Genomic DNA, 26,831 nt, shown 5'->3' on the forward strand with positions numbered 1-26,831 from the left:
AAATGATTATCATTATTGTTTAAAATTGGATTCTTGGTTTTTGTTGATTAATTTATTCTTTGGAAGTCCCTTAGAAGGAATTTCTCAACCAGGAGAAGCGCTAAAAGCTATTAAAGAACAACTCAGGAGTATCCCAAATCATGGCATTGGCTATGGGGTACTGCGTTATCTAAATATGGATTCTTCGATAACTACACAATTGCAAAATCTTCCCCAACCAGAGGTGAGATTTAATTACCTGGGTCAGTTTGATCGACTTCTACCTAAATCATCACAGTTTAAGCTGGTCAACCAAACTGTAGGTATTAGCCGCAGCCTGCAAGATAACCGCCGCTATTTGATAGATATTAACGGATTTGTACTTGGGGGTCAGCTGCAACTAGAGTGGACGTACTGCGAACAGATACATCGACCAACGACCATTGAACAACTAGCTCAAGAGTTTATCAAGGCATTGCGATCGCTGATTACCCATTGTCAATCTCCTGAAGCGGGAGGTTATACACCTTCTGACTTTCCAGAAGCAAACTTGAGTCAAAAAGACCTAGAACAGTTCCTAACAAAAATCAACCGAGGGAGCGGCAAGACAAGCAAATGAAAACAGAAAATGTTCAAGATATCTACGAACTCTCTCCGGTGCAGAATGGTATTCTATTCCACAGTTTGTACGCGCCTGAAACAGGACTTTATTTGATCCAGTTTAGCTTTACTCTGCGTGGTCATCTCGATATTGTTGCTTTTGATCGTGCTTGGCAAGAAGTAACAGCTAGACATACAATTTTACGTACTAGCTTCTATTGGCAAGAAATTGACAAACCACTACAAGTTGTACATCAACAAGTCAAAGTGCCGCTAGAGCAGTACGATTGGCGGGGAATAGATCCAGTTGAACAAGAAAAGACTTTAAGTAGTTTTCTTGTCAGCGATCGCCAAAAGGGTTTTGATATTTCTCAAGCCCCACTGATGCGTTTAACAGTGATTCGTCTCGCAGAAAATACTTACCAATTTGTGTGGAGCAAACACCATTTAATTTTGGATGGGTGGTCAGGCTCGTTGCTGCTCGAAGAAGTCTTTCAAATATACAAAAAGCTTTCTCAAAGTCAACATATTTTTTTAGCACCCTGTCGTCCCTTCAAAGACTACATTGCCTGGTTGCAAAAACAAGACTTATCTAAAGCTGAGGTGTTCTGGCGGCAGATGCTCAATGGTATAAAAGCTCCAACTCCTCTTACTTATCTGGAACTCGAAAACTTGTCTAGCCAAGAAGAGAAATATGATGAGCAACAAATCAAGATATCAGCAGTAACTACCGAAATACTACAGTCGTTGGCACGGCAGCATCAACTGACGCTGAACACACTATTTCAAGGAGCTTGGGCTATCCTCTTGAGTCGTTACAGTTGTCAAAGCCAAGTAGTCTATGGTTGCGGTGTTTCTGGTCGTCCAGTAGACCTAGAGGGAGTAGAGTCGATGGTCGGGGTGTTCATTAACACTTTGCCAGTTTGTGTCAAGTTAAATTCTGAGCAGTATTTACTGGCATTTTTAAAGGAACTTCAGGCTCAACAGGTTAAGATGCGTCAGTACGAGTACAGTCCACTAGTAGAGATTCAAGGGTGGAGTGAAGTGCCACGAGGAATGCCTTTATTCAAGAGCATTGTGGTGTTTGAAAACTACCCAATGACTAAGGTTTTACAGAACAATGAGGAAGATTTAGAGTTGCTTGAACTGACTGGTTTTTACAAGACAAACTATCCCCTCAATGTTATTGGGTATCCAGGATCGGAATTAGTGATTGGAATTAATTACGATTGTCAGCTTTTCGATGCTGCCACAATCACCGGAATTCTTCAGGATATTGAAATATTACTCAAAAGTATAGCAAATAATCCTCATATACGCCTTCAGGACTTATCTTTGTTGACATCAAATCAGCAGAAGTTAGCGTCAATGTTAGAAAAAGAGATTACCTTTAGCTTTGTTTAGAATAATTAAGCACATATATAAATCAAAAAAAGATAAATAAAATTATGATCGTTTCCACCGAAATAGAACGTCGATATAAACTTTCAAGCAATGAATTTCAAATAGAATATGTTCAAAAGAGAAAACCAGTTATTATCTCAGGTGTCATTCCCAGTTGGAATAGTTATGATAAATGGTCAATAGAATATTTCAAAAATCTCTCTTCTCATGTAAAAATTTATGCTAAAAAGTTTAGTAGTACTCAAGGAATACAAGTATCTAGCGTCACTATCGAAGAATATGCAAAAATAATAAATGACTTTGAGAAAAATCCTCATGATAATGACTTACCGCCTTATTGTCATGACCTGCCATTATTTAGTTTAATACCTGCACTAATAGAAGATGTTCAACCGTTTCCTCTAGATTATTTGCCAAAATGGTACCATTTTAAATGGTGGCGTTACTGTCAATTTTTTATCGGTTCTTCTCAAAGCATTACCCCACTACATTTTGATTGCCTTCTGACTAACAATATTTTTTTTCAAATTGTTGGTCGAAAACAATTTACTATATTACAGCCTGAAGATGCAAAATATTGTTATCGTCAAGGTTGGCGATGGTTTCTGATCGATCCAGAAAAGCCAGATTATAATAAATATCCTCAATACAAATATGCAAGACCAATTAAATTTATCGTCAATCCTGGCGATATTTTATATATGCCTCCCGGTACACTGCATCATGTTAGAAGTTTAGATACATCGATTTCTTTTAATATTGATTGGCACACTAGCAAAAGCTCATTGAATGCTCTAGCCGCTTTTAGAAAGGGTATGCCGATTCAAAATTCATATTACAACTTTTTACTAGCTATGGGATTAGTCATGAAAATGCCTCCTCAGATGGTTTTTAAATTCTATAAAAGCTATCTTAATTATATTTCTTGAAAATCATCTAGGTTTCTAGCTTGCTTGTCACCACCTCAGTTTAATTTTTTGAAATCAGGATAAATATTTTATGTCTTTTATCAGTCCTACTCCAGCAGATTTTTATAATGTTTTTGCTGCAATACAAAATCAGCGTAAAAGTCCAGAAGATATTCAATTAACGATGAGGTTTTTAGAACAATTATTTCTCCAATATCTTCCAGAAAAAGCGCATATTCTCGATCTTTGTTGTGGAACTGGATGCTTTTTAAAAGAGCTTGAAAACAGAGGTTACAAAACAACTGGGATTGATGTAGTAGAAGCGCTATTAAACTACGCTCGCGAGAACGCCCCTAATAGTCAATTGCTCCTTGAGGATGCCCGGTCATTTCAATTACCACCTACCTTTGATGGTGTCTTTTCACAGATGTCATTAAACCAGATATTAACGGTTAAAGAACTAACAAGCGTCTTCCAGAATGTGTATAATGCACTGCTGGAAAATGGTCTTTTCGTATTTAATGTATTCGTAGAAGAGTCATATCCTTACGAGAAAAGGATAGGAGAACATGCTGAGATCAAAGATGAGTATGTCAGAGCTACAATAGCATCTACTCACCCAGAAGAAAGAGTGGTTGAATACCACACTAGCCTGTTTAGATTGATAGATGGGGAATGGCAGCGTTCAAATTATATTATTTCTAACAAACATTTTACAATAGCAGAAATTCAGTCTGCTTTGAAAAATGTAGGTTTTATAGAAATTAGTTATTATGACTATGAAAAAGACTTAACACCTTCAAAAGAACGACAACCTGGTGTTGCTTTTTCTTCCCGGAAACCACTCATTAGATAAGCTCGATTTTATCGAACGGAATTCAGTTTGGTATTCTGTACAACTAGTGAGCTAGCCGCTAACAGAGGGTTTCCCGACTTGTTCGCGTAGCGTCTCCTATAGGATAAGGGCGAATGAATAATCGGGTTGAAGCTCCGCGACTGATTGATTCTGATGCCTGAATTCTGACTGCTGAATTCTTTTTCAATCCTTTTTGCATCCATACTCGCAAGATGTGAAAATTATCAGAACAAAGGTATTATCGCCGCTAAGTAACTCCGTTAACTCCATGAATATTTTTGAACAGTGTGAATCAAAGGTCAGAAGCTATTGCCGTAATTTCCCAGCCGTACTGCATCGGGCTAAGGGTTCCATTATTTATTCTGAATCAGGTGAAGAATACATAGATTTTTTCGCTGGTGCTGGCGCTTTAAACTATGGACACAATCATGACTATATAAAACAAAAAGTCATGTCATATTTAGATGCTGATGGAATAGCTCATGGCTTAGATATGTATACTTCAGCTAAAGAGAAGTTTTTAGTTAAGTTTAACGAGATAATACTAAATACAAAACAGCTAGATTATCGCATCCAGTTCTGTGGGCCGACTGGAACAAATGCCGTTGAAGCTGCTTTAAAATTAGCTAGAAAAATCAAAAAAAGGCCAGGAATCTTCTCCTTTATGGGAGCTTATCATGGCATGACATTAGGTAGTTTATCGATTACCGGCAATACCGCCATTCGTTCTGGGGCAATTGGTACATCCAATAGTGTCACCTTTATGCCTTATCCTTATGGATTTATGGAAAGCTTTGACACCATAGAATTTATGGAATCGGTATTGAATGACGTAAACTCTGGGATTGAAAAACCAGCAGCCATAATATTTGAAACTGTACAAGCTGAGGGAGGAATTATTGTTGCACCAATTGAATGGATACAACGATTAAGAAAGTTGTGTGACAAACATGAAATTTTATTAATTTGTGATGATATTCAAGTCGGCTGTGGTCGAACTGGGTCTTTCTTCTCTTTTGAACGAGCAGATATAGTCCCTGATATGATTGTACTTTCAAAATCTATCAGTGGTTACGGGTTTCCAATGTCTCTATTATTAATTAAGCCAGAATTAGATATCTGGGAGCCTGGTGAGCACACTGGCACTTTTAGAGGTAATCAATTGGCATTTGTGGGGGGAACAGCAGCTTTAGAGTATAGAGAAAGTAGCAATCTTGAACAGGATGTCAAAGTTAAAGAGTCATTTTTAAAACATTTTTTAATAGAGAACATAGCACCAATCAATGAAAATATAAAAATCCGGGGAATTGGAATGATTTGGGGCATTGATGTTGCTAATTTTGGGGATAGTAGTTTTGCTAAAGAGTTGACATCACGTTGCTTTGAGCTAGGTTTGATAATTGAGACGGTAGGTAGGAATGATACTGTTATCAAAATTCTGCCACCTTTGACAATTGAAATGGCGACCTTACAAAAAGGATGTTTAATCATTAAGCAAGCTTTTGAGGACTGTTTGTCCAAATGAATTTTTGATAACTAATTAGATGTGGAAATTCCAAAAAGTCTAAGGTGATAAAGTGATGATTTCAACTAAAATTAGAGAGAACTTGATAGCTGAAGATTTATTTGCTGAGAAGATTTTTTGGTTAAATCAATTATCTGGAGAATTACCAGAGACAAATTTTATTACAGATTATGTCAGACCTCCTATTTACGCAGGTAATAAAAATTCGCTCAGTTTTGAATTATCAAGTGACTTGTCTCAAGCCATTTTGAGTTTGACTAAAAACTCTAATTTCTCTACCTATTTAGTATTGCTCACGGCACTTAGTATATTGCTACAAAAGTCTACCAGGAATAATGATGTAATTGTCGGCTCTCCGATTTATCAACCAGAAGCTAGTGATGAATCTTTAATTAATAAACTGATTCCTCTGCGCTTGAATGTGATTAATCAACTTCTATTTAAAGATTGTCTACTCCAAGTTAAAGAAAAAACAATAGAAGCATACATTCATCAAAATTATCCTTTAGATGACTTAATGCAATTGTTAAATATCCCAAATAATCAAAATCGCTGCCCTATTTTTGATATAGTAGTTTTACTAAAAAATATACATTCTTTCCAAAACATAGCAGAGTTAAAAAATGATTTAACATTTGCTTTTGAAATTAAAGGAGATTTAATTAAAGGCCAATTGCATTATAATACAGAGTTGTTTAGAGAAGATAATATTAGAAAAATTATAAATTATTTGACCAATATAATTGAAAGCACAGCTAAAAATTTATATCTAAAAATATCTGAGATCCCGATTTTAAATAAATTTGACAGACAAGAACTATTAGAACATTTTAACGATAATGGTAAAAACTACCCAGTAAATCAGACAATTCATAGTTTATTTGAAAAACAAGTAGAACAGACACCTGATAATATTGCTGTTGTTTTTAAGCAGACGCACTTAACGTATCGAAAACTCAATGAAAAAGCCAATCAAATTGCTAGATTTTTACGAACTTTAGGAGTTAACAAAGGAGAGTTCATTGGAATTTTAAAAGACCGGGATATCAATTTTCTCATAGGTATACTTGCTATATATAAAGCTGGTGGGGCTTATGTTCCGATTGATAGTACCTATCCGCTAAATAGAATCGAATACATGGTAGCTAACAGCGAAGTCAGAGTTATTTTAACAGACTCTTCCTGTTTCACCAGTTTGGGGGGGTTAATTGAAAATTGTCCACATTTAGAAAGTTTAATTTGTTTAGACATTAACCCTCAGCATCAAGAATTATTGAAACAAGTCAAATTTAATATTTTTGATCGGCACGATTTTGATGATTTATTGAAAGACAACTTAGGAGATAGCAATGTAGCAACCGACCCAGCTTATATGCTCTATACTTCCGGCTCAACTGGATTTCCTAAAGGGGCAATTGTGAGACATGATGGAGCAATTAATCATATATATGCTCAATTCGATGAGTTAGAATTAACTGAAGAATTTGCTTTTCTACAAAGTGCCCCTTCTTCAACAGATATTTCTGTATGGCAATTTTTAGCACCACTTTTAATTGGTGGTAGGACAGTAATCGTAGATATTGAAACGGTTGCGCTTCCTGATAAACTGTTTAAAGTGCTTCAAGAACAAAAAATTACTGTTGTTGAGTTAGTCCCAGCCTTATTTAAAGGATTATTAGACTATACTTCTCAATTGTCGAATTATCAGAGAGTATTAGCTGACCTGAAGTGGATGATGATAGTTGGAGAACCAGTACCAGTCAGGCAGGTAAATCAGTGGTTGAATTTATATCCATCAATCAGAGTTGCTAATGCTTATGGCCCGACTGAAGCTGCGGATGATATTACTCAGTTTATAGTTGACAAGCCTCTACCCGACAATCAAAGAACAGTTTCTATTGGTAAACCCTTAGCAAATTTAAATATTTATATTGTTGATTCAGAAATGAATTTAGTGCCAATTGGTATTCCTGGTGAAATTTGTGTCTCTGGAATTGGCGTAGGTGATGGATATTGGAAAAATGAAGAAAAAACCAACTTAAGTTTTGTTCCCAATCCATTTGCAATTGCTATAAAGGTATTGCCAGGAAACCGCAAAGATTTAATCTACAAAACTGGAGATTTAGGAAGGTGGCTACCCGATGGCAACATAGAGTTTTTAGGACGTATTGACCACCAGGTAAAAATTCGCGGTTTCCGCATCGAACTGGGAGAAATTGAGGCACAAATCGCACAACATCCAACTGTACGGGAAGCAGTGGTTATAGCTTACAAGGAAGAATGGGGTAATCATCAATTAGTTGCTTACGTAGTTGCCAATACAGGACTTACCCTGACCATGAATGAATTACGTAGCTTTTTGACAGAAAAGTTACCTGATTATATGCTACCTTCTGCCTTGGTGATTCTGGAAAATTTACCATTAGCACCTAGCGGCAAAGTAGACCGTAAGGCGTTGCCTAAACCAGATACGCGCTCAGAATTGGAAACTACTTATGTGATGCCTCGAAATGAGGTGGAACGTTTAATTGCTGGTATTTGGCAGCAAGCACTTAATCTAGAAAAGGTAGGTATCCAAGATAATTTCTTCGATCTTGGCGGTCATTCTTTAATTATGATTCAGGTTTTGAGCAAATTACGGGAAATCTTGAAAGTGGATTTGGCAATAGTTGATCTGTTTAAGTATCCGAGCATCAGTTCTCTATCACAGTATTTAAGTCAAGAAGCAAAAGATGACTCTTTCACTGATGAAAGTAACGAACAAAATGAAAAACTAGAAGCTGGTAAAGGTCGCTTAAAACAGCGCCTAGCACAAAGAAAAAAATAGAATCTATAAAAATACATTTAAGGATAAAAATAATGGGTAAATCTGTAGATGTTTTGAGTGAAAAAACTGGGTTAGAAATAGCTATTATAGGCATGAGCGGTTGTTTTCCAAATGCTAAAAATATTGAGCAATTTTGGCAAAACCTTCGAGATGGAATAGAATCAGTTCATTTATATACCGATAGAGAACTAGAAGATTTAGGTGTAGACCCAGATTTAATCAGCAATCCTAATTATGTCAAGGCAGAGTGTATAGTCGAAGACACAGACCTGTTTGATGCCTCATTTTTTGGCATCAATCCCAGAGAAGCTGAAATCATGAGTCCTTCGCACCGCTTTTTTTTAGAGTATGCGTGGAAAGCTCTGGAAAATGCGGGCTATAACTCAGAGGTCTACAATAAGCCGATTGGAGTTTACGCTGGTAGTAGTGGAGGTAGTTACTTATTTAATATTTATTCTAATCCCGAAATTGTCGCCTCTGTGGGTGATAAACAAATAGAAAAAGGAAATGCTTCGGGCTATGCTGCTACATTTGTTTCTTACAAATTAAACTTGCAAGGCCCGAGTTATGCAGTGCAAACGACTTGCTCAAGTTCTTTAGTTGCAGTACATATAGCCTGTCAAAGTTTACTGAGTGGTGAGTGTGATATTGCTTTAGCTGGAGGAGATTCATTATCAAAAACAGGTGGTTATTTGTATCAAGAGGGAGGGATTGAATCTCCTGATGGACATTGCCGTGCCTTTGATGCTAAAGCACTGGGAACCGTGAAAGGAAAGGGTTTAGGTATTGTAGTTTTGAAGCGATTAGAAGAAGCGATCGCAGATCGAGATACTATCCATGCAATCATCAAAGGTTCTGCAATTAATAACGATGGCTCGTCGAAGGTTAGCTATACAGCTCCTAGCATAGATGGTCAAGCGAAGGTAATTAGAGCAGCCCAAGCTATGGCTGAGGTTGATTCCGAGACAATTACCTATATTGAAGCTCATGGAACTGGAACTTCTTTAGGAGATCCCATTGAAATTGCCGCCCTAACACAGGCTTTTCGCGCTAGTACTCAGAAAAAAGAATTCTGTGCTATAGGTTCAGTTAAAACTAATATTGGGCATTTGGATGGTGCTGCTGGGGTAGCAGGTCTGATTAAAACTGTCCTAGCACTGAAGCATAAACAGATACCTGCTAACTTACACTTTGAACAACCAAATCCTCAGATTGATTTTGCCAATAGTCCTTTCTACGTTAATACGAAACTGTCTGAGTGGGATACCAATGGCACTCCTCGTCGAGCAGGAGTCAGTTCTTTCGGTTTTGGTGGGACGAATGCTCATGTAATTCTGGAAGAAGCCCCAATAGCTCAATTTTCTACTCCTTCTCGGTCTTGGCAGTTGTTGTTGCTGTCTGCGAAAACGAGTTCGGCACTGGAAACTGCAACGACAAATCTTGTTAGTCACCTCAAGCAACATCCTGATTTAAATCTAGCTGATGTAGCCTATACTCTTCAGGTGGGTCGGCGAGCATTTGACCATCGCCGAATGCTGATATGTCAGAATTTTGATGATGCAGTAGAAGTTTTAGAAACCTTAGATTCACAACGGCTGTTTACTCACTATCAAGAACCTTGTAACCGACAGATTGTATTTATGTTTCCCGGTCAAGGTTCACAGTATGTAGATATGGGTCGAGAATTATACGAGACTGAAACAGTATTTCGGAAACACATTGATGAGTGCTGTAAGATACTTAAAGCTCATTTAGGCGTTGATTTACGCACTATTTTATATCCAGACAAAGAACAGGTTGGAGTAGCTGCACAGCAATTACAACAAACTCATATTGCCCAGCCAGCGTTATTTGTTATTGAGTATGCCCTAGCACAATTGTGGATAGACTGGGGTATATCTGCGGCGGCAATGATTGGTCATAGTATAGGCGAGTATGTAGCAGCAACACTGGCGGGTGTATTTTCTTTAGAAGATGCTTTACTACTGGTTGCAGGTCGTGGACAATTAATGCAACAACTTCCATCTGGGGCTATGCTTTCCGTTGCGCTTTCTGAGGAGGAAATACAACCTTGGCTGAATCAGGAACTAACTCTTGCCGGAATTAACGCATCATCATTGTGTGTTGTATCAGGTGGTGTAGAAGCGATCGCTAAATTGCAAAGTCGTTTAACACTACAAGCTATAGAGTGTCGTCCATTGCATACTTCCCATGCTTTTCATTCTCCCATGATGGATGCGATCGTGGAACCATTCACCAAGCTTGTCGATAAAGTTAATTTAAATCCTCCGCAAATTCCTTTCATCTCAAATCTGACAGGAACTTGGATTACTGCTGCTGAAGCAACCAATCCTACCTACTGGGCAAAACATCTGCGATCCACTGTGCGCTTTGCTACAGGCATTGCTGAGTTAATTAAAGAACCAGAGCAAATATTCTTGGAAGTTGGGCCTGGGAGAACTTTAAATACTTTTGCCAGACAACAAACTCATGAGTCAATTGTCCTGAGTTCAATGCGCCATCCAAAAGACCAACAATCGGATGTGGCATTTTTACTCAACACCCTAGGGCGTCTCTGGTTAGCAGGAGTACAGGTAGATTGGGATAAGATTTATGCGTTTGAGCAAAGGCAGCGAATTCCATTACCGACATATCCTTTTGAACGCCAGCGTTATTGGATTGAGCCAAACAAAAGCAACGATATCAATCATCGTCCAACTAAACTCAGCAAAAAACCAAATATTTCCGACTGGTTCTATCTTCCTACCTGGAAACAAGCAAAGTTACTTGAACCTTTCCACAAAGCAAAGCCGACAAAGCAAAAGCAGTGCTGGCTAGTTTTTCTCGACTCGTGTCAATTGGGTTCACAAATTGCCCAACAACTAGAGCAACAGGGTCAAGAAGTGATTACTGTAACGGTAGGAGAAGAGTTTAGCCAACTGAGCGATCGCGCTTACACAATCAATCCTCAACGGCGACATGACTATGATGCCTTGTTTCAAGCACTGCGTGCAATAGAAAAAATTCCACAAACCATTGCTCATTTTTGGGGCATTACCGCCAACATTGAATCAGAAATTTCCAGCTTTGGACAGCATCAAATCGGTTTTTACAGTCTACTGTACATAGCACAAGCACTCAGTAAACAGAACATTACGACCTCTGTTGAAATCATGGTCGTGACCAATAATCTGTATGATGCGATCGGACAAGAGAAATTGATTCCAGAAAAAGGGACAGTATTAGGAACTTGTAAAGTCATTCCCCAAGAGTATCCAAATCTTACCTGTCGTAACATTGATGTCATCATTCCTGAATCAGGAAACTTCAAAGAAAACCAAATCATAGAACAACTCATGGTAGAGTTCACAGCCCAGTCAAATGACTTAGTTGTTGCTTACCGTAGTAGTCATCGATGGATACAAATTTTTGAGTCTACCCAAATTCCAGAAGTTGTCGAAGAAACAACTAGACTTAAAACAGGAGGAATTTACTTGATTGCGGGCGACTTCGCTGGAAATCTTGGTTTAACCTTTACAGAGTATTTAGCTCAAACAGTACAAGCTAAACTGATCCTGATTGGGAATATCGGGCTGCCCCAAAGAAATGAATGGTCTGAATGGTTAATAACTCACAATGAAGAAGATGCAATTAGTAATTACATCAAAAAAATCCTAGCGTTAGAAGAGTTAGGTACAGAATTGCTAATTATTGAGGCTGATGTTGCCAATGTTGAACAAATGCAAGCAGCAATTCATCAATCTTATGACTACTTTAATCAAATTAATGGAGTGTTTTATGTAACACCAATGGGGAACGAAAAGTCAACTTTCTCTATTCAAGAGATTAGTCAAACTGAAACTGAATCGCTATTCCACTCTAAAGTTGACGCACTCTATGTACTAGAAAAAGTTTTGCAAGGGAAAGAACTAGATTTTTGTCTGGTGCAATCCTCATTATCCTCTGTGGTGGGAGGACTGGGACTTGTTGCTTATTCTGCTGCTAATCTCTTCACCGATGCCTTTGTTAACAAACTTAATCAGATAAGCTCTGTTCCGTGGTTTAGTGTCAACTGGGATGCTGTAAAGTATGAAGAGAAACCAGAAACAAATATTGCATTTGGAGCAGATTTGAATGAATTGGTAATGACCCCCAAAGAGGCGTGGGATGTTTCTCTGCGCGTTTTATCGATGGGTTCAGCAGGTCAATTCATTGTTTCACCAGGAGATTTACAAATTAGGCTTAACACATGGCTGAAGCGAGAATCTCTAAAGCATCCAGACAATTCCCAAGATATACTGTCGCAGCATTCAAGACCAAATCTGCAAACACCATACATAGCTTCTAGTAACGAGATTGAGCAAAAGATTGTCAGTATTTGGCAAGAGCTACTGGGTATCGAAAAAGTTGGTGTTAACGATAACTTTTTTGAATTGGGAGGACATTCCTTACTAGCGGTTCAGGTGACTTCACGTCTGCGAGAAATTTTTCAAGTGGAATTGCCCTTACAAAGTATTCTTTTTGATGCTCCAACTGTAGCTGGACTTGCTGTACTCATTGCCACAACGCAACCAGAACAAGAAGAATTTTCAGAAATGGCAGCTTTATTACAAGAAGTTAGAAACCTGTCGCCAGAAGAAATTCAACAAGAACTAGTATAGCTATCGAGTTGAATGAACTTGAAAAGCTGATGAAATAAACAGGATCTTTTCTGTCTTTTAGCATTAGTAGTATAGCAATCCTATCTGAGTTGTAAGAAATTAGTTGAGGCTGTTGACTGTCAACGACTAAAACAGAATATTTATGGATTGTTTAGGATTGCTACATTGAGTGTTGGTAATAATATAATCAAAAGTCGAATAATTTTTTGGCATGAATCGAGGATTTTAATCATGGATTTTAGCTTATTTTATTTTTCTGGTGATGGTCTAACAACTCAAGAAAATAAGTATAACTTATTAATAGAAAGTGCCAAATATGCCGATAAAAATGGATTTTCAGCAATTTGGACTCCTGAGCGTCATTTTCATTCATTTGGAGGACTTTACCCCAATCCTTCACTAACCAGTACAGCTTTAGCTATGGTTACTAAGCGAATTCAATTACGCTCTGGTAGTCTGGTCATGCCACTTCATAATCCAGCACGAGTTGCAGAAGAGTGGTCTGTAGTTGATAATCTCTCAAATGGTAGAGTTGCTCTTGGTTTTGCTTCTGGTTGGACAGTAGACGACTTTGTACTTTCTGGTGAGAGCCATGCAAACCGCAAAGAAGCAATGTGGCGGGGAATTCAAACAGTCCAGCAGCTTTGGGAAGGCGAACAAGTCGAACTCAAAGATGTTACTGGCAAACTTTTCAAAGTGAAGACATTTCCCCGACCAATACAGAAGAAGCTACCTATTTGGATTGTATGTAAATCAAAAGCGACATTTGTTGAAGCTGGCAAAATAGGTGCTAACATATTAACCTATTTGTTGGAAGGGACTTTAGAAGAAGTAGCCCTACAAATATCTTTATATCGTCAATCTTTAGCTAAACATGGTCACGATCCTCAAGCTGGGAAAGTAGCAATGATGTTACATACTTTTGTAGGAGAAGACTATAATATGGTAAAAGAAGAAGTAAGAGAACATTTTTACAATTACTTGAAAGTACATATCGATTTGCTAGAAAATCTTGCCAAAAATGCTGGTCTGCAAGTCAACTTAGAAAAATTTACAGAAGCAGATATTAATAGCCTTTTACGATTTGCTTATGAAGGTTTGCTCAAAGGCAAAACTCTCATTGGCTCAAAATCAAGCTGTATGCAAATGATCGAGCAAATACAGCAAGCTGGTGTTGATGAAGTTGCTTGTCTGATCGACTTTAATCCAAATTTTGACTCTGTGATGACGGGTTTGACTCACCTGAAAGAGTTAAAAGATATGTGCAATCAAGAAAAAATGGCATCGTTGAGATAAATGCTTAATTGTTCTGAATAGTCGATTTTTTGAGTATTAGTTATTGTGGATATGTACTAATGAGTAATTTTTATCAACAAATTGCGGCTCTTTCTCCCGAACAAAGAGTAGTACTTGAGAAGCGGCTCAAGCAGAGAGGTTTGAGTCCTCTAACAAATCCAGAAATATCTAAAATCGAAATATCTAAAAGAAAAGATTATAATGAGTTGCCTTTGTCCTTTGCTCAACAGCGACTATGGTTTTTTCAGCAATTAAACCCTGATAATAGTGCTTACAATGGGATGAGTGCCTTGGGTCTTAAAGGTCAGATGAATGTGGCACTGTTAGAAAAAGTGTTTACTGAAATTGTCAGACGCCATGAAACCTTAAGGACAACTTTTATTACCAATTCCCAAGGACAACCAATTCAGGTAATTGCTTCCACCCAGCCGATTATATTACCAATAATTGATCTTCAGGGAGTGCCTAATCAAGAAGAGGAAGTTCAAAGACTAGCTAGTGTACAAATTCAGGAACCCTTTGACCTCACTAAACCATTATTGCGGATAACTCTTCTCAAGTTGACACAGACAGAGTATGTGCTGTTTTTTATAATGCATCACATTATTTCCGATCGTTGGTCTGACGGCGTATTCGTGCGGGAAATGAAAGTTCTTTATGAGGCTTTTGCTAATGAGCAACCTTCACCACTAGCAGAACTACCAATTCAGTACGCAGACTGGGCAATTTGGCAGCAAGAATATTTGCAAGGAGAAGTATTAGCAACCCAAATCGCTTACTGGAAAAAACAGCTTGCCGATCTTGCTGTGTTAGAACTACCCACCGACAGACCTCGACCATCTATTCCAACTTATCAAGGTGCTATTCAGTCCTTTGAGTTATCTAAAACTCTATCTGATGCACTCAAAACCATGAGTGCGAAAGAAGGGGTGACTTTGTTTATGTTACTACTAGCAGTATTTAAAGTTTTACTGCACAAGTATACTAATCAGAGTGATATTGTTGTTGGTACCGATATTGCTAACCGTAATCGAGTTGAAACAGAAGGGCTAATTGGTTTTTTAATCAATACTTTAGTGTTGCGTACTGACTTATCGGGAAATCTTTCTTTTCGCTCTTTACTCCATCGGGTACGTGAGGTAACTCTGGGGGCTTATGACCATCAAGACCTCTCGTTTGATAAGCTAGTAGATATTCTAAATCCAGAGCGAAATATAGCCCAAATGGTACCTTTGTTGCAAGTCAAATTCGATCTGCAACTGGCGCGTGTAGAACCATTGGAGCTTTCAAATTTAACTGTGAGTACTTTGAATTTTAACAATGGAACAGCAAAGTTTGAGCTACGCTTCAACTTGTTGGAAACAGATCGAGGACTAACGGGAAAAGTTGAGTACAGTACTGATTTATTCGATATCGCCACCATTATGCGGATGGTGGAACATTTTCAGACTTTACTAGAGGGCGTTGTCGTTCATCCAGAATATAGACTTTCAGAGTTGTCGCTCTTAACAGCAACAGAGCAACAGAAATTACTTGTAGAGTGGAATAATACTGAGGTTGAATATCCGCAAACCTGTATTCATCAGTTGTTTGCAACTCAGGTGAAGCATACACCAGAAGCTGTAGCAGTAGTGTGTGAAAATGAGCAGTTAACTTACAAAGAACTCAATGCTAAAGCGAATCAACTAGCGCATCACCTACAAAAACTAGGTGTAGGAACAGAAGTGTTGGTGGGAATTTGTGTGGAGCGATCGCTCCACACGATCGTCGGACTATTGGGTATCCTAAAAGCAGGTGGTGCATATATACCCCTTGACCCAGTTTATCCCCAAGAGCGTTTAGCTTTCATGTTGCAGGATGCTCAAGTACCAATAATTCTGACTCAACAACATTTGGTAGAGAAACTTCCAGAACATCAAGCACAAGTAGTTTGCTTGGACACTGATTGGGATAATATTGCCCAAAATAGCCCAGAGAACCCTGTCGTAAACTCTCAAGCGAATGATTTAGCATATATTATCTACACCTCTGGTTCGACTGGCAAACCCAAAGGAGTTTGTGCTTCTCATCAAGGTGCAATTAATCGTTTTTACTGGATGTGGCAGACTTATCCATTTACCTCTGAAGATATTTGTTGCCAGAAAACATCCTTAAACTTTGTAGATTCAGTGTGGGAAATTTTTGGAGGCTTACTGCAAGGAATAAAGACAGTAATTATCCCCGATCGAGTCGTCAAAGCCCCAAAAGAATTTGTCACCACTCTTGCTAATAATCACGTCACAAGATTGGTAGTTGTGCCTTCATTGTTGCGTATATTATTAGATACGTACAACGATTTACAGCTACGACTACCTAAGTTAAAGCTGTGGATAACTAGTGGCGAGGCACTTTCCATTCAACTGTTGCAGCAATTTCGTCAGAATTTGCCGACAAGTACTTTGTTAAATCTTTATGGTTCGTCAGAAGTTGCTGCTGATGTTAGTTGCTACTGTATTGAGCCGCAAACGCCAATACCTTTGCGTGTTGCGATTGGTCGGGCGATCGCCAATACAAAAATCTATGTGCTAGATCGATATCTACAACCTGTGCCGATGGGAGTACCTGGTGAATTGTATATCAGTGGTGCTGGACTAGCTAGAGGTTATTTGAACCAACCAGAGATGACAGCACAGCGTTTTATCGCCAATCCCTTCCTAAAGAATGGGAAAGCGAAAGAAGACCAATCCTGGAATTGCGATCGCAAAGCGTATACGAAGTACTCTCGCCTTTACAAGACTGGGGATTTAGCTCGTTATCTTCCTGATGGCAACATTGAGTTTCTAGGACGAATCGACGACCAAGTTAAGATTCGTGGTTTCCGCATTGAATTAGGAGAGATTGCAGCAGTACTCGGTCAACATCCAGGGGTGCAAGAAGCCGTAGTTATATCTAGGGAAGATGAACCCGGAAACCAGCAACTAGTGGCATATATAGTTTCTGATCTACAGCAAACACTCACCGTTAGTGAACTTAATCGCTTGCTGAAAGAGAAACTACCTGATTATATGATGCCAAAATCCTTTGTGATGTTGGAAGCTTTACCACTACTACCAAATGGTAAAATTAATCGTCGAGGATTGCCATTACCTGACCAAATACGTCCCGAATTAGCAGCTACTTATCAGCCACCTCAAACGGAGATTGAACAAAGCATTGCTAGTATTTGGCAAGAAGTTCTTCACATCGAGGAGGTAGGAATTAATGACAATTTCTTTGAACTCGGTGGTCATTCATTACTTTTAGTTCAGGTTCATAACAAATTACAAAAAATATTTCAGCAAGAATTTCCCTTGTTTGAAATGTTTCACTATCCAACCATTAGCTACTTAGCTCAATATCTTAGTCAGCAGTCAAGTGAACAACAGTCTATTGTAGAACATTCTCATCGACCTGAAAGTAGGCAAGCTTCCATACATCGTCGAAAACAAGTTAGGCAACAATATCGAACAGTTACAAAACCAAAAGATACTTAATTTCTCTAAAGTGAATCAGATGTATAGCAATCCTAAATGAGTTGTGAACAATATTTTTTAATCGAACCACTCCAGACACAGAAAACACAGAGAGATCGGAAAGAGAGTTTTTCATAAATGATTTAGGACTGCTGTAGCAAATTTATCAATTAGTCATTGATGGTTAAAAAAATCAATGACAGTATTCTCTAAAAAATGCCATAAAAGACCAAAGCAATCTAATAAAAATAATGACAATAAGCAAACAAGATATCCAAAAACAAAATTACTTTTTTGAAGCCGAGCAATCTTTTGAATCTGGGATTGAAGAAGAAATAATCGAATTATTTACTTCATCTGGGAAAGCAAATCCTCACGATATAGATGGTTTAGTTGATAAAATATCACAAAACTTTTTAAGCATAAATGATGCCAATACGGATATTGAAATAGATTCTTTATTAGGTAGTTTTTCTAATAGTAAAATACCTGTTAAACCGGCTAATATTCAAAACTATCTCAAGTACTTAACTAACAATGTTATCGATCATTCAATACATACATCTTCGCCTCGATTTATTGGTCACATGACCTCTGCACTTCCAAGCTTTGTACTTCCTCTTGCCAAACTGATGACGGCAATGAATCAAAATGCCGTTAAAATAGAGACAGCTAAATCCCTCAGCTTCTGCGAACGAGAGGCTTTAGCAATGATGCATCGACTTATTTACAACTTTTCTGATAATTTCTATGCTCAACATATTCAAAATAGCCAGAGTACTTTAGGAATCTTGCTTTCTGGTGGTACAACTGCTAACATTACAGCCCTCTGGTGTGCCAGAAACAATTCTTTGGGAGCAAAAGATGGGTTTGGTGGCGTAGAAGAAGAAGGCTTAACAGCAGCCCTAGATTTCTACGGCTATAAAGGAGCAGTAATTATTGGCTCTGAGTTGATGCATTTCTCTTTTGATAAAGCTGCGGATTTGATGGGCATTGGTATACAAGGTTTGATTAGAATTCCTACTAACTCTAACAATCAAGTTGACATACAAGCACTACGCGAAGCTGTTGTGAAATGTCACGATCAGAAATTGCTGATTATTGGTATTATAGGCGTTGCCGGCACCACAGACTCAGGTGGAGTAGATTCGATCGCGGAGATTGCAGAGATTGCACAAGCCGCTAAAGTTCATTTTCATGTAGATGCTGCCTGGGGTGGGCCACTCATTTTTTCTGAACAACATCGACATAAACTTGCTGGTATCGAACGCGCTGATTCAGTAACCATTGATGGACATAAACAAATGTATCTGCCGATGGGTATTGGGATGGTTTTTTTCCGCGATCCCGATCTGGCGAAAGCAATCGAAAAGCAAGCAGCCTACACCATGCGTAAAGGGTCATTTGATTTAGGGAAACGTGCTTTAGAAGGTTCTCGACCAGGTATGGCTTTATTCTTACATGCTGGGCTAAATCTGATCGGATTAAAGGGATATGAATTTTTGATTGATGAAGGAATTCGAAAAACTCAATATATGGCAGATAAGATTTTTACTATGCCCGAATTTGAGTTGTTAGCAAAACCTGATACTAATTTACTTATATATCGCTACATTCCAGAGTCATTGAGAGAGCTTGTCGTTAAAAATAATTTGACTGAAATCGATAATCAACTAATTAATCAATTTAATGAAAAGATCCAGAAAATCCAGCGCCAAAGTGGTCGAACTTTTATCTCGCGGACAACAAAAACTACTATCTGTTTTGATCGGGAAATTCCGATTATTGCTCTGCGTGCAGTCATCGCTAATCCACTCACTACTAAAGAAGATATTGACGCAGTTTTAAGCGACCAAATTCAGATTGCTGCCGAAGTATCAACGGTAATTTCTTAGAGATTTTAGTGAAAAAATAGACCAGTTTTAGAGAATTGAATTGGTAGCTTTTTAGATTCAGGGCTGACGCAAAATGCAAGATAATTTTAACAGCTTAAATGAGCCAGATGAAATAGCTATTATCGGGATGGCAGGACGTTTTCCAGGAGCGAAAAACGTGGATGCGTTTTGGCAAAATATCCGAAATGGTGTAGAGTCGATTTCTTTTTTCACTAATGAGGAATTAGTATCTGCTGGCATAGACTCTAAGGTGTTGAATGACCCAAATTATATTAAAGCAAGCGCTGTTATAGAAGACATAGAATTATTCGATGCTGCATTCTTTGGCTTTACTCCTACAGAAGTAGAAATCACAGATCCCCAACATCGTCTTTTCTTAGAATGTGTTTGGGAAGCTTTAGAAAATGCCGGCTATGACTCAGAAACTTACAGCGGTCGAATTGGTATTTTTGGTGGTGTCGCTGTAAGTACTTATTTATTATCTAATTTATATTCTCACAGCAATTTGTTAGAATCAGTTGACAATTTTCAAATTTCTATTGGAAATGATAAAGATCACCTATCTACACAAATTTCCTACAAATTGAATCTTAAAGGGCCAAGCATCAATGTGCAAACTACCTGTTCTACATCCTTGGTAGCTGTTCATTTGGCTTGTCAAAGTTTGCTGAATGGTGAAAGTGATATTGTTCTAGCTGGTGGCGTAGCAATAAAAGTGCCCCAAAAAGTTGGGTATCAATATCAACAAGGAGGGATTAACTCTCCTGATGGACATTGTAGAGCTTTTGATGCTGATGCACAGGGAACTGTTTTTGGTAATGGTTTAGGTGTGGTAGTGCTGAAGCGGCTAGAGGATGCTATAGCCGATGGCGACTTTATTCATGCGGTAATTAAAGGTTCGGCTGTCAATAACGATGGTTCTCTCAAGGTTGGTTACACGGCTCCCAGTCTTGAAGGTCAAAAAGAAGTCATTTTAGAGGCGCTGGCCTTAGCTGGAGTTGAACCGGAAACTATTACATATATAGAAACACATGGGACTGGAACTCCCTTAGGAGATCCTATTGAGATTGCGGCTTTAACACAGGCTTTTCGTGCTAGCACAAACAAAAAAGGCTTTTGTGCGATCGCATCAGTAAAAACCAACATCGGACATTTGAATACTGCTGCTGGTGTAACTGGCTTAATCAAAACCGTCCAAGCCCTGAAGGATAAACAAATACCCCCCAGTTTGCACTTTCAGCAGCCTAATCCCCAAATAGATTTCGCCAACAGCCCCTTCTACGTCAATACCAAGCTATCAGAGTGGAATAGCAACGGAACTCCTCGCCGCGCAGGTGTCAGTTCTTTTGGTATTGGTGGGACTAATGCCCATGTTGTTCTAGAAGAAGCTCCAGTTGTTGCACCCGCAAGCGATTCACGCCCTTGGCAATTGTTACTGCTTTCAGCCAAAACTAGTACAGCGCTGGAAACTACCACAGCTAATCTTGCTGCTTATTTCCAGCAACATCCTGATATTATCCTGCCGGATGTCGCTTACACTTTACAAGTGGGTCGTAGAGCTTTTGATCGGAGGCGGATGATAGTTTGTCGTGATTTAGATGATGCAGTCAAAGCGCTGACTACTTTAGATCCCGAAAAAGTTTTCACCCATTATCAAAAACCCCATCATCGTCCCGTCATCTTCATGTTTTCTGGGCAAGGGGCGCAATATGTGAATATGGGGCGAGAACTGTATGAAGAAGAAGCGACATTCCGCAAATATGTTGATATCTGTGCCCAGATTCTCCAACCATTGCTAAATCTTGATATTCGCCAAATACTCTTCCCGAAAGAACAAGAAATTGAAGTTGCCAGACAACAACTGCAAGAAACTGCAATTACCCAACCAGCACTATTTGTAATCGAATATGCTCTTGCCCAATTATGGATGCAATGGGGAGTGCAACCGATGGCGATGATTGGTCACAGCATTGGGGAATATGTCGCAGCCACGATCGCAGGTGTGTTTTCCCTAGAAGATGCTTTAATAGTGGTGGCAAAGCGGGGAAAACTGATGCAACAGTTGCCTCAAGGGAGTATGCTGGCAATTGCGTTACCACTAACAGATGTACAATTTCTTTTAGATGCACAGCCATTGGTGGAACTTGCAGCGATTAACAGCCCATCTGCGTGCGTGGTTTCTGGGACTGTAGAAGCGATCGCTACATTCCAAAATCAATTATCTTCCAAAGGAATAGAATCTCGCCTGTTGCATACATCTCATGGGTTTCATTCTCTGATGATGCAACCCATGTTAGAAGCATTTGTCCAGGCTGTGAACAAAGTCAAACTCAACCCACCGCAGATTCGCTTCATTTCTAATCTTACTGGTAGTTGGATTACAGACGAACAAGCCACAAGTCCTAACTATTGGAGTCAACATCTGCGGCAAACTGTGCAATTTTCAGCTGGAATATCGCAACTGTTAGAGCAGTTTGAAGGTGTTTTCTTGGAGGTGGGGCCAGGACGGACGTTAAGTACATTAACAACACAGCATCTCAAACCTGATGCCAAACAACTTGTGCTGACTTGTTTACGCCATGCTAAAGAACAACAATCCGATGTTAGCTTTTTGTTGCAGACATTAGGTCGAGTCTGGTTGGCTGGTGTAGAAATAGATTGGTCAGGATTTTATACTCACGAACGCCGCCATCGTCTGCCTTTGCCCACTTATCCTTTTGAACGTCAACGATATTGGATTGAACCCAAGAAACAGGGAATTGACGATCGTGCTACTCAAATATCACCTAGCAAAAAAACCGATATTGCTGACTGGTTCTACATCCCTTTCTGGAAACCATCTTTACCACCAGTACAGTTCTCACATGAAGAATTAGCAGTTAACAAATCTTGGACTTTGGTGTTTATCGATAAGTGTGGTTTAGGTAGTAACTTAGTCAAACAACTGGAACAACAAAACCATTATGTCATAACTGTAAATATTGGTGCAGAATTCACAAAGTTAAATGAGTATGAATATATCATTAATCCTGAAAAACCTGATAATTATGATGCATTAATCAAGGAATTGATCGGACAACAGAAGTTACCCAAAAATATTGTTCATCTATGGAGTGTCACACCTATATATGAACATAAATTAGAACTGGAAGAAGTTGAACAAGCTCAAACAACAGGATTTTATAGTCTGTTATTTCTTGCCCAAGCTTTAGGAAGACAGGAAACTACCGAACAATTACAAATCACAGTCATTTCTAACAACCTACAACCAGTCATAGGAACTGAAATACTTTGTCCAGAAAAAGCAACTTTACTTGGCCCGATTAAAGTTATATCTCAAGAATACTCAAATATTAGTTGTCGTAGTATTGATATTATTCTTCCTATCAGTGAAACTTGGCAAGCCGAAAAACTCATAGAACAATTGCTAACAGAATTGACAGTTGCCACCTCTGACAAAATAGTTGCCTACCGAGGGATTAATCGCTGGGTGCAAACTTTTGAACCAGTGCGCTTTGATGCAGCAAAGATAGGAAAACCGCGATTAAAGCAAAGGGGAGTTTATCTAATTACAGGTGGACTTGGAGGTATTGGACTTGTTATAGCAGAATACTTAGCTCGAACTGTACAAGCAAAACTTTTGTTAATAGGACGTTCAGGTTTGCCTAACCGAGACGATTGGGAACAATGGTTGCTGAATCACGATGAAAATAATAATACCAGCCGCAAGATTCAGAAAGTGCAAGCACTGGAACAGTTGGGTGCTGAAGTGTTGGTGGTGAGTGCTGATGTGACGAACAGCGAACAAATGCAAAATGCGATCGCTCAAACTCATTCAAAATTTGGTCAGCTAAATGGTGTTATTCACACTGCTGGAGTTCCTGGAGGCGGTTTGATTCAGCGAAAAACTTATAAAGAAGCTGAAAGTATTCTGGCACCCAAAGTCAAGGGGACATTAATTCTTGATTCTGTTATTAAAGAGATCCAATTAGATTTCTTTATCCTCGCATCATCCATGAATTCAATTATCGGAGGATTTGGACAGGTAGATTATTGTGGAGCGAATGCTTTTCTTGATGCCTTTGCTCAATGTAATACTTCAAAAGATGGCAGATTAATCACAAGTATAAATTGGGGTGCTTGGCAAGAAGTTGGGATGGCAGTGAATACAACAGTGGCACAACAAATCCAAGAGTTGCGTAGAGAAAATCTTAAACAAGGAATATTACCTGATGAGGGCATAAATGCATTAACACGGATTCTAGGAAGTACAATACCCCAAGTTTTAGTATCTCCGTCTGATTTTCTCAATTTACTAGAACAAGACAGTTTTGATCGCAAAACAAGCGTACTAGAATTTTTAGAAAATCTCAGTGAATCAAATTCAAAACATCCCCGACCAGATTTGAGTAATGATTATGTTGCACCCAGCAATAAAATTGAGAAAAAGCTTGTTGACATTTGGCAAGCAATTTTGGGAATTGAACGCATAGGAACCTATGATAATTTCTTTGAATTGGGCGGTGATTCACTTATCGGTATTAAAGTTATTTCTCACCTAAATAAAGCATTTAATTTAAATGTTTCTGTAACAAAGCTTTATGAATGTCCGAATATCTACTCTATGTCCAAAACTTTATTTACTGAAGAATCTCAGAAAAATACTTTTGAACAAAGGCTAAATCGAGGACAAAAAAGAAGGCAGATAAAACTACAAAATAATATAGAAGAATAAAATCATTTAAATTAATTTAACAAAAAAAATATGACTGTCAATACGAAAATTGAACAAAACATAGATTTAGATATAGCATTAGTGGGAATGTCTGGTCGGTTTGCTGGGGCAAAAAATCTTGATGAATTTTGGCATAATTTACAAAATGGAGTCGAGTCTGTTTCATTTTTATCCAATGATGATTTACTAGATTTAAATCTTGAAGATACTGTTTTAAATAACCCAAATTATGTTAAAGCCGCACCTGTACTGGAAGATATTGAGAGTTTTGATGCTAGATTCTTTGGTTTTAGCCCTAAAGAAGCTGAAATAATGGACCCCCAACACCGCCTTTTCATGGAGTGTGCCTGGGAAGCTCTTGAAAAGGCTGGATATGACCCAGAAGTTTATCAAGGATTGATTGGTGTTTATGCTGGTATAAGCACAAACTCTTATTTTTTACACAATATTTATCAAAATTATAATTTAACGAATTTAACTAATTTATATTCTCTTAATAAATATTTTTTGACTACAAATATTTCATATAAATTAAATCTCAAAGGACCAAGTATCGGTATCCAAACTTACTGCTCTACTTCATTAGTTGCTGTACATTTAGCCTGCAAAAGTCTACTGGATGAAGAGTGTGATATTGCTTTAGCAGGTGGGGTAACAGTCAAAGTTCCACAAAAGTCAGGCTATTTCTATCAAGAAGGGGGAATTTTTTCGCCTGATGGTCATTGTCGAGCTTTTGATGCTAAAGCGCAAGGGACTATTTTTGGCAGTGGTGTGGGAATTGTCGTTTTAAAAAGATTAAAAGATGCGATCGCAGATAGAGACTACATTTATGCAGTTATTAAAGGTTCAGCAATCAACAACGACGGTTCTTTAAAAGTTAGTTATACAGCACCTAGTGTAGATGGTCAAGCAGAAGTAGTCGTAGAGGCTTTAGCAAATGCTGGAATAGATGCTGATGATATCTCATATATAGAAACTCATGGAACAGGAACAGCTACCGGCGATCCGGTAGAAATCGCAGCGCTAACTAAGGCTTTTCGTAACTTCACTAACAAAAATGGCTTCTGCTCTATCGGTTCAGTAAAACCAAATATCGGACATATAGATACAGCATCTGGTGTAGCAAGTCTCATCAAGACTGTCTTAGCATTGAAATACAAACAAATACCTCCTAGCATAAATTTTGAAGTTCCGAATCCTCAAATTGATTTTGTTAACAGTCCCTTCTATGTCAATACTAAACTTACCGAATGGAAAACTAAAGACACTCCACGTCGGGCTGGAGTTAGTTCTTTGGGATTTGGTGGAACTAATGCTCATGTCATTCTGGAAGAAGCCCCTGAAATAAAACATTTTGAAGAATCTACACCTTGGCAAGTGCTGTTATTATCAGCTAAAACTAGTTCGGCACTTGAAACTGCAACTGCAAATCTGGTCGCATATTTAAAACAGCATTTGGATATAAATTTAGCGAATGTGGCTCACACATTACAAGTAGGTCGCAAGGCTTTTAACTATCGCCGAATGTTGGTATGTCGAGATATTATGGATGCAGTAACCACCTTGGAAATACAGGATCAAAAACGGGTTTTTACTGTACATCAAGAGTATAGAGAACAGCCTGTTATCTTCATGTTTTCTGGGCAAGGGGCGCAATATGTGGATATGGGGCGAGAACTGTATGAAGAAGAAGCGACATTCCGCAAATATGTTGATATCTGTGCCCAGATTCTCCAACCATTGCTCAATCTTGATATTCGCCAAATACTCTTCCCTAAAGAACAAGAAATTGAAGTTGCCAGACAACAACTGCAAGAAACTGCAATTACCCAACCAGCACTATTTGTAATCGAATATGCTCTTGCCCAATTATGGATGCAATGGGGAGTGCAACCGATGGCGATGATTGGTCACAGCATTGGGGAATACGTCGCAGCCACGATCGCAGGTGTGTTTTCCCTAGAAGATGCTTTAATAGTGGTGGCAAAGCGGGGAAAACTGATGCAACAGTTGCCTCAAGGGAGTATGCTGGCAATTGCGTTACCACTAACAGATGTACAATTTCTTTTAGATGCACAGCCATTGGTGGAACTTGCAGCGATTAACAGCCCATCTGCGTGCGTGGTTTCTGGGACTGTAGAAGCGATCGCTACATTCCAAAATCAATTATCTTCCAAAGGAATAGAATCTCGCCTGTTGCATACATCTCATGGGTTTCATTCTCTGATGATGCAACCCATGTTAGAAGCATTTGTCCAGGCTGTGAACAAAGTCAAACTCAACCCACCGCAGATTCGCTTCATTTCTAATCTTACTGGTAGTTGGATTACAGACGAACAAGCCACAAGTCCTAACTATTGGAGTCAACATCTGCGGCAAACTGTGCAATTTTCAGCTGGAATATCGCAACTGTTAGAGCAGTTTGAAGGTGTTTTCTTGGAGGTGGGGCCAGGACGGACGTTAAGTACATTAACAACACAGCATCTCAAACCTGATGCCAAACAACTTGTGCTGACTTGTTTACGCCATGCTAAAGAACAACAATCCGATGTTAGCTTTTTGTTGCAGACATTAGGTCGAGTCTGGTTGGCTGGTGTAGAAATAGATTGGTCAGGATTTTATACTCACGAACGCCGCCATCGTCTGCCTTTGCC

The 26,831-nt window shown here is 38.7% G+C and carries 12 protein-coding genes; all 12 read left to right on the forward strand.

What is annotated here, in order from left to right:
* Positions 1–598, forward strand: a 598-nt coding sequence (locus tag CDG77_RS24330) for a condensation domain-containing protein (RefSeq protein WP_223269950.1), incomplete at its 5' end; no start/stop codon positions are given.
* Positions 595–1,983, forward strand: a complete 1,389-nt coding sequence (locus CDG77_RS24335) for a condensation domain-containing protein (RefSeq protein WP_094331921.1) — start codon at positions 595–597, stop codon at positions 1,981–1,983. The genes CDG77_RS24330 and CDG77_RS24335, both read left to right, overlap by 4 nt.
* Before the next feature lie 44 nt (positions 1,984–2,027).
* Positions 2,028–2,912: a cupin-like domain-containing protein gene (locus CDG77_RS24340; protein ID WP_094331922.1), complete on the forward strand. Its 885-nt coding sequence runs from the start codon at positions 2,028–2,030 to the stop codon at positions 2,910–2,912.
* A 70-nt stretch (positions 2,913–2,982) separates the two neighbouring features.
* Positions 2,983–3,747, forward strand: a complete 765-nt coding sequence (locus tag CDG77_RS24345) for a class I SAM-dependent DNA methyltransferase (RefSeq protein WP_094331923.1) — start codon at positions 2,983–2,985, stop codon at positions 3,745–3,747.
* A 268-nt stretch (positions 3,748–4,015) separates the two neighbouring features.
* Positions 4,016–5,272 carry a diaminobutyrate--2-oxoglutarate transaminase gene (gene ectB, locus CDG77_RS24350; protein ID WP_094331924.1) on the forward strand — a complete coding sequence of 419 codons (1,257 nt, stop codon included), beginning with the start codon at positions 4,016–4,018 and terminating at the stop codon, positions 5,270–5,272.
* A gap of 55 nt (positions 5,273–5,327) precedes the next feature.
* A complete protein-coding gene (locus CDG77_RS24355; RefSeq protein ID WP_094331925.1) occupies positions 5,328–8,099 on the forward strand; it encodes a non-ribosomal peptide synthetase in 2,772 nt (923 codons plus the stop codon).
* Positions 8,100–8,131: 32 nt separating this feature from the next.
* Complete coding sequence (locus CDG77_RS24360) at positions 8,132–12,760, forward strand: type I polyketide synthase (RefSeq protein ID WP_094331926.1); 4,629 nt, start codon at positions 8,132–8,134, stop codon at positions 12,758–12,760.
* Positions 12,761–12,991: 231 nt separating this feature from the next.
* Entirely contained in the window at positions 12,992–14,056 is a 1,065-nt protein-coding gene (locus tag CDG77_RS24365; protein WP_094331927.1) for an LLM class flavin-dependent oxidoreductase, read from the forward strand.
* A gap of 59 nt (positions 14,057–14,115) precedes the next feature.
* Positions 14,116–17,568 (forward strand): non-ribosomal peptide synthetase, encoded by a 3,453-nt coding sequence (locus tag CDG77_RS24370; protein ID WP_094331928.1) that lies wholly within the window; start codon positions 14,116–14,118, stop codon positions 17,566–17,568.
* A 230-nt stretch (positions 17,569–17,798) separates the two neighbouring features.
* Positions 17,799–19,442 carry a pyridoxal-dependent aspartate 1-decarboxylase PanP gene (gene panP, locus CDG77_RS24375; protein WP_094331929.1) on the forward strand — a complete coding sequence of 548 codons (1,644 nt, stop codon included), beginning with the start codon at positions 17,799–17,801 and terminating at the stop codon, positions 19,440–19,442.
* A gap of 73 nt (positions 19,443–19,515) precedes the next feature.
* Positions 19,516–24,177: a type I polyketide synthase gene (locus tag CDG77_RS24380; RefSeq protein WP_094331930.1), complete on the forward strand. Its 4,662-nt coding sequence runs from the start codon at positions 19,516–19,518 to the stop codon at positions 24,175–24,177.
* A gap of 30 nt (positions 24,178–24,207) precedes the next feature.
* Positions 24,208–26,831 (forward strand): type I polyketide synthase (locus CDG77_RS24385; RefSeq protein ID WP_143857085.1); only part of this gene is annotated, 2,624 nt, incomplete at its 3' end.

Origin of the sequence: Nostoc sp. 'Peltigera membranacea cyanobiont' 213, from assembly GCF_002245975.1 — a bacterium.
Classification (GTDB): Bacteria; Cyanobacteriota; Cyanobacteriia; order Cyanobacteriales; family Nostocaceae; genus Nostoc.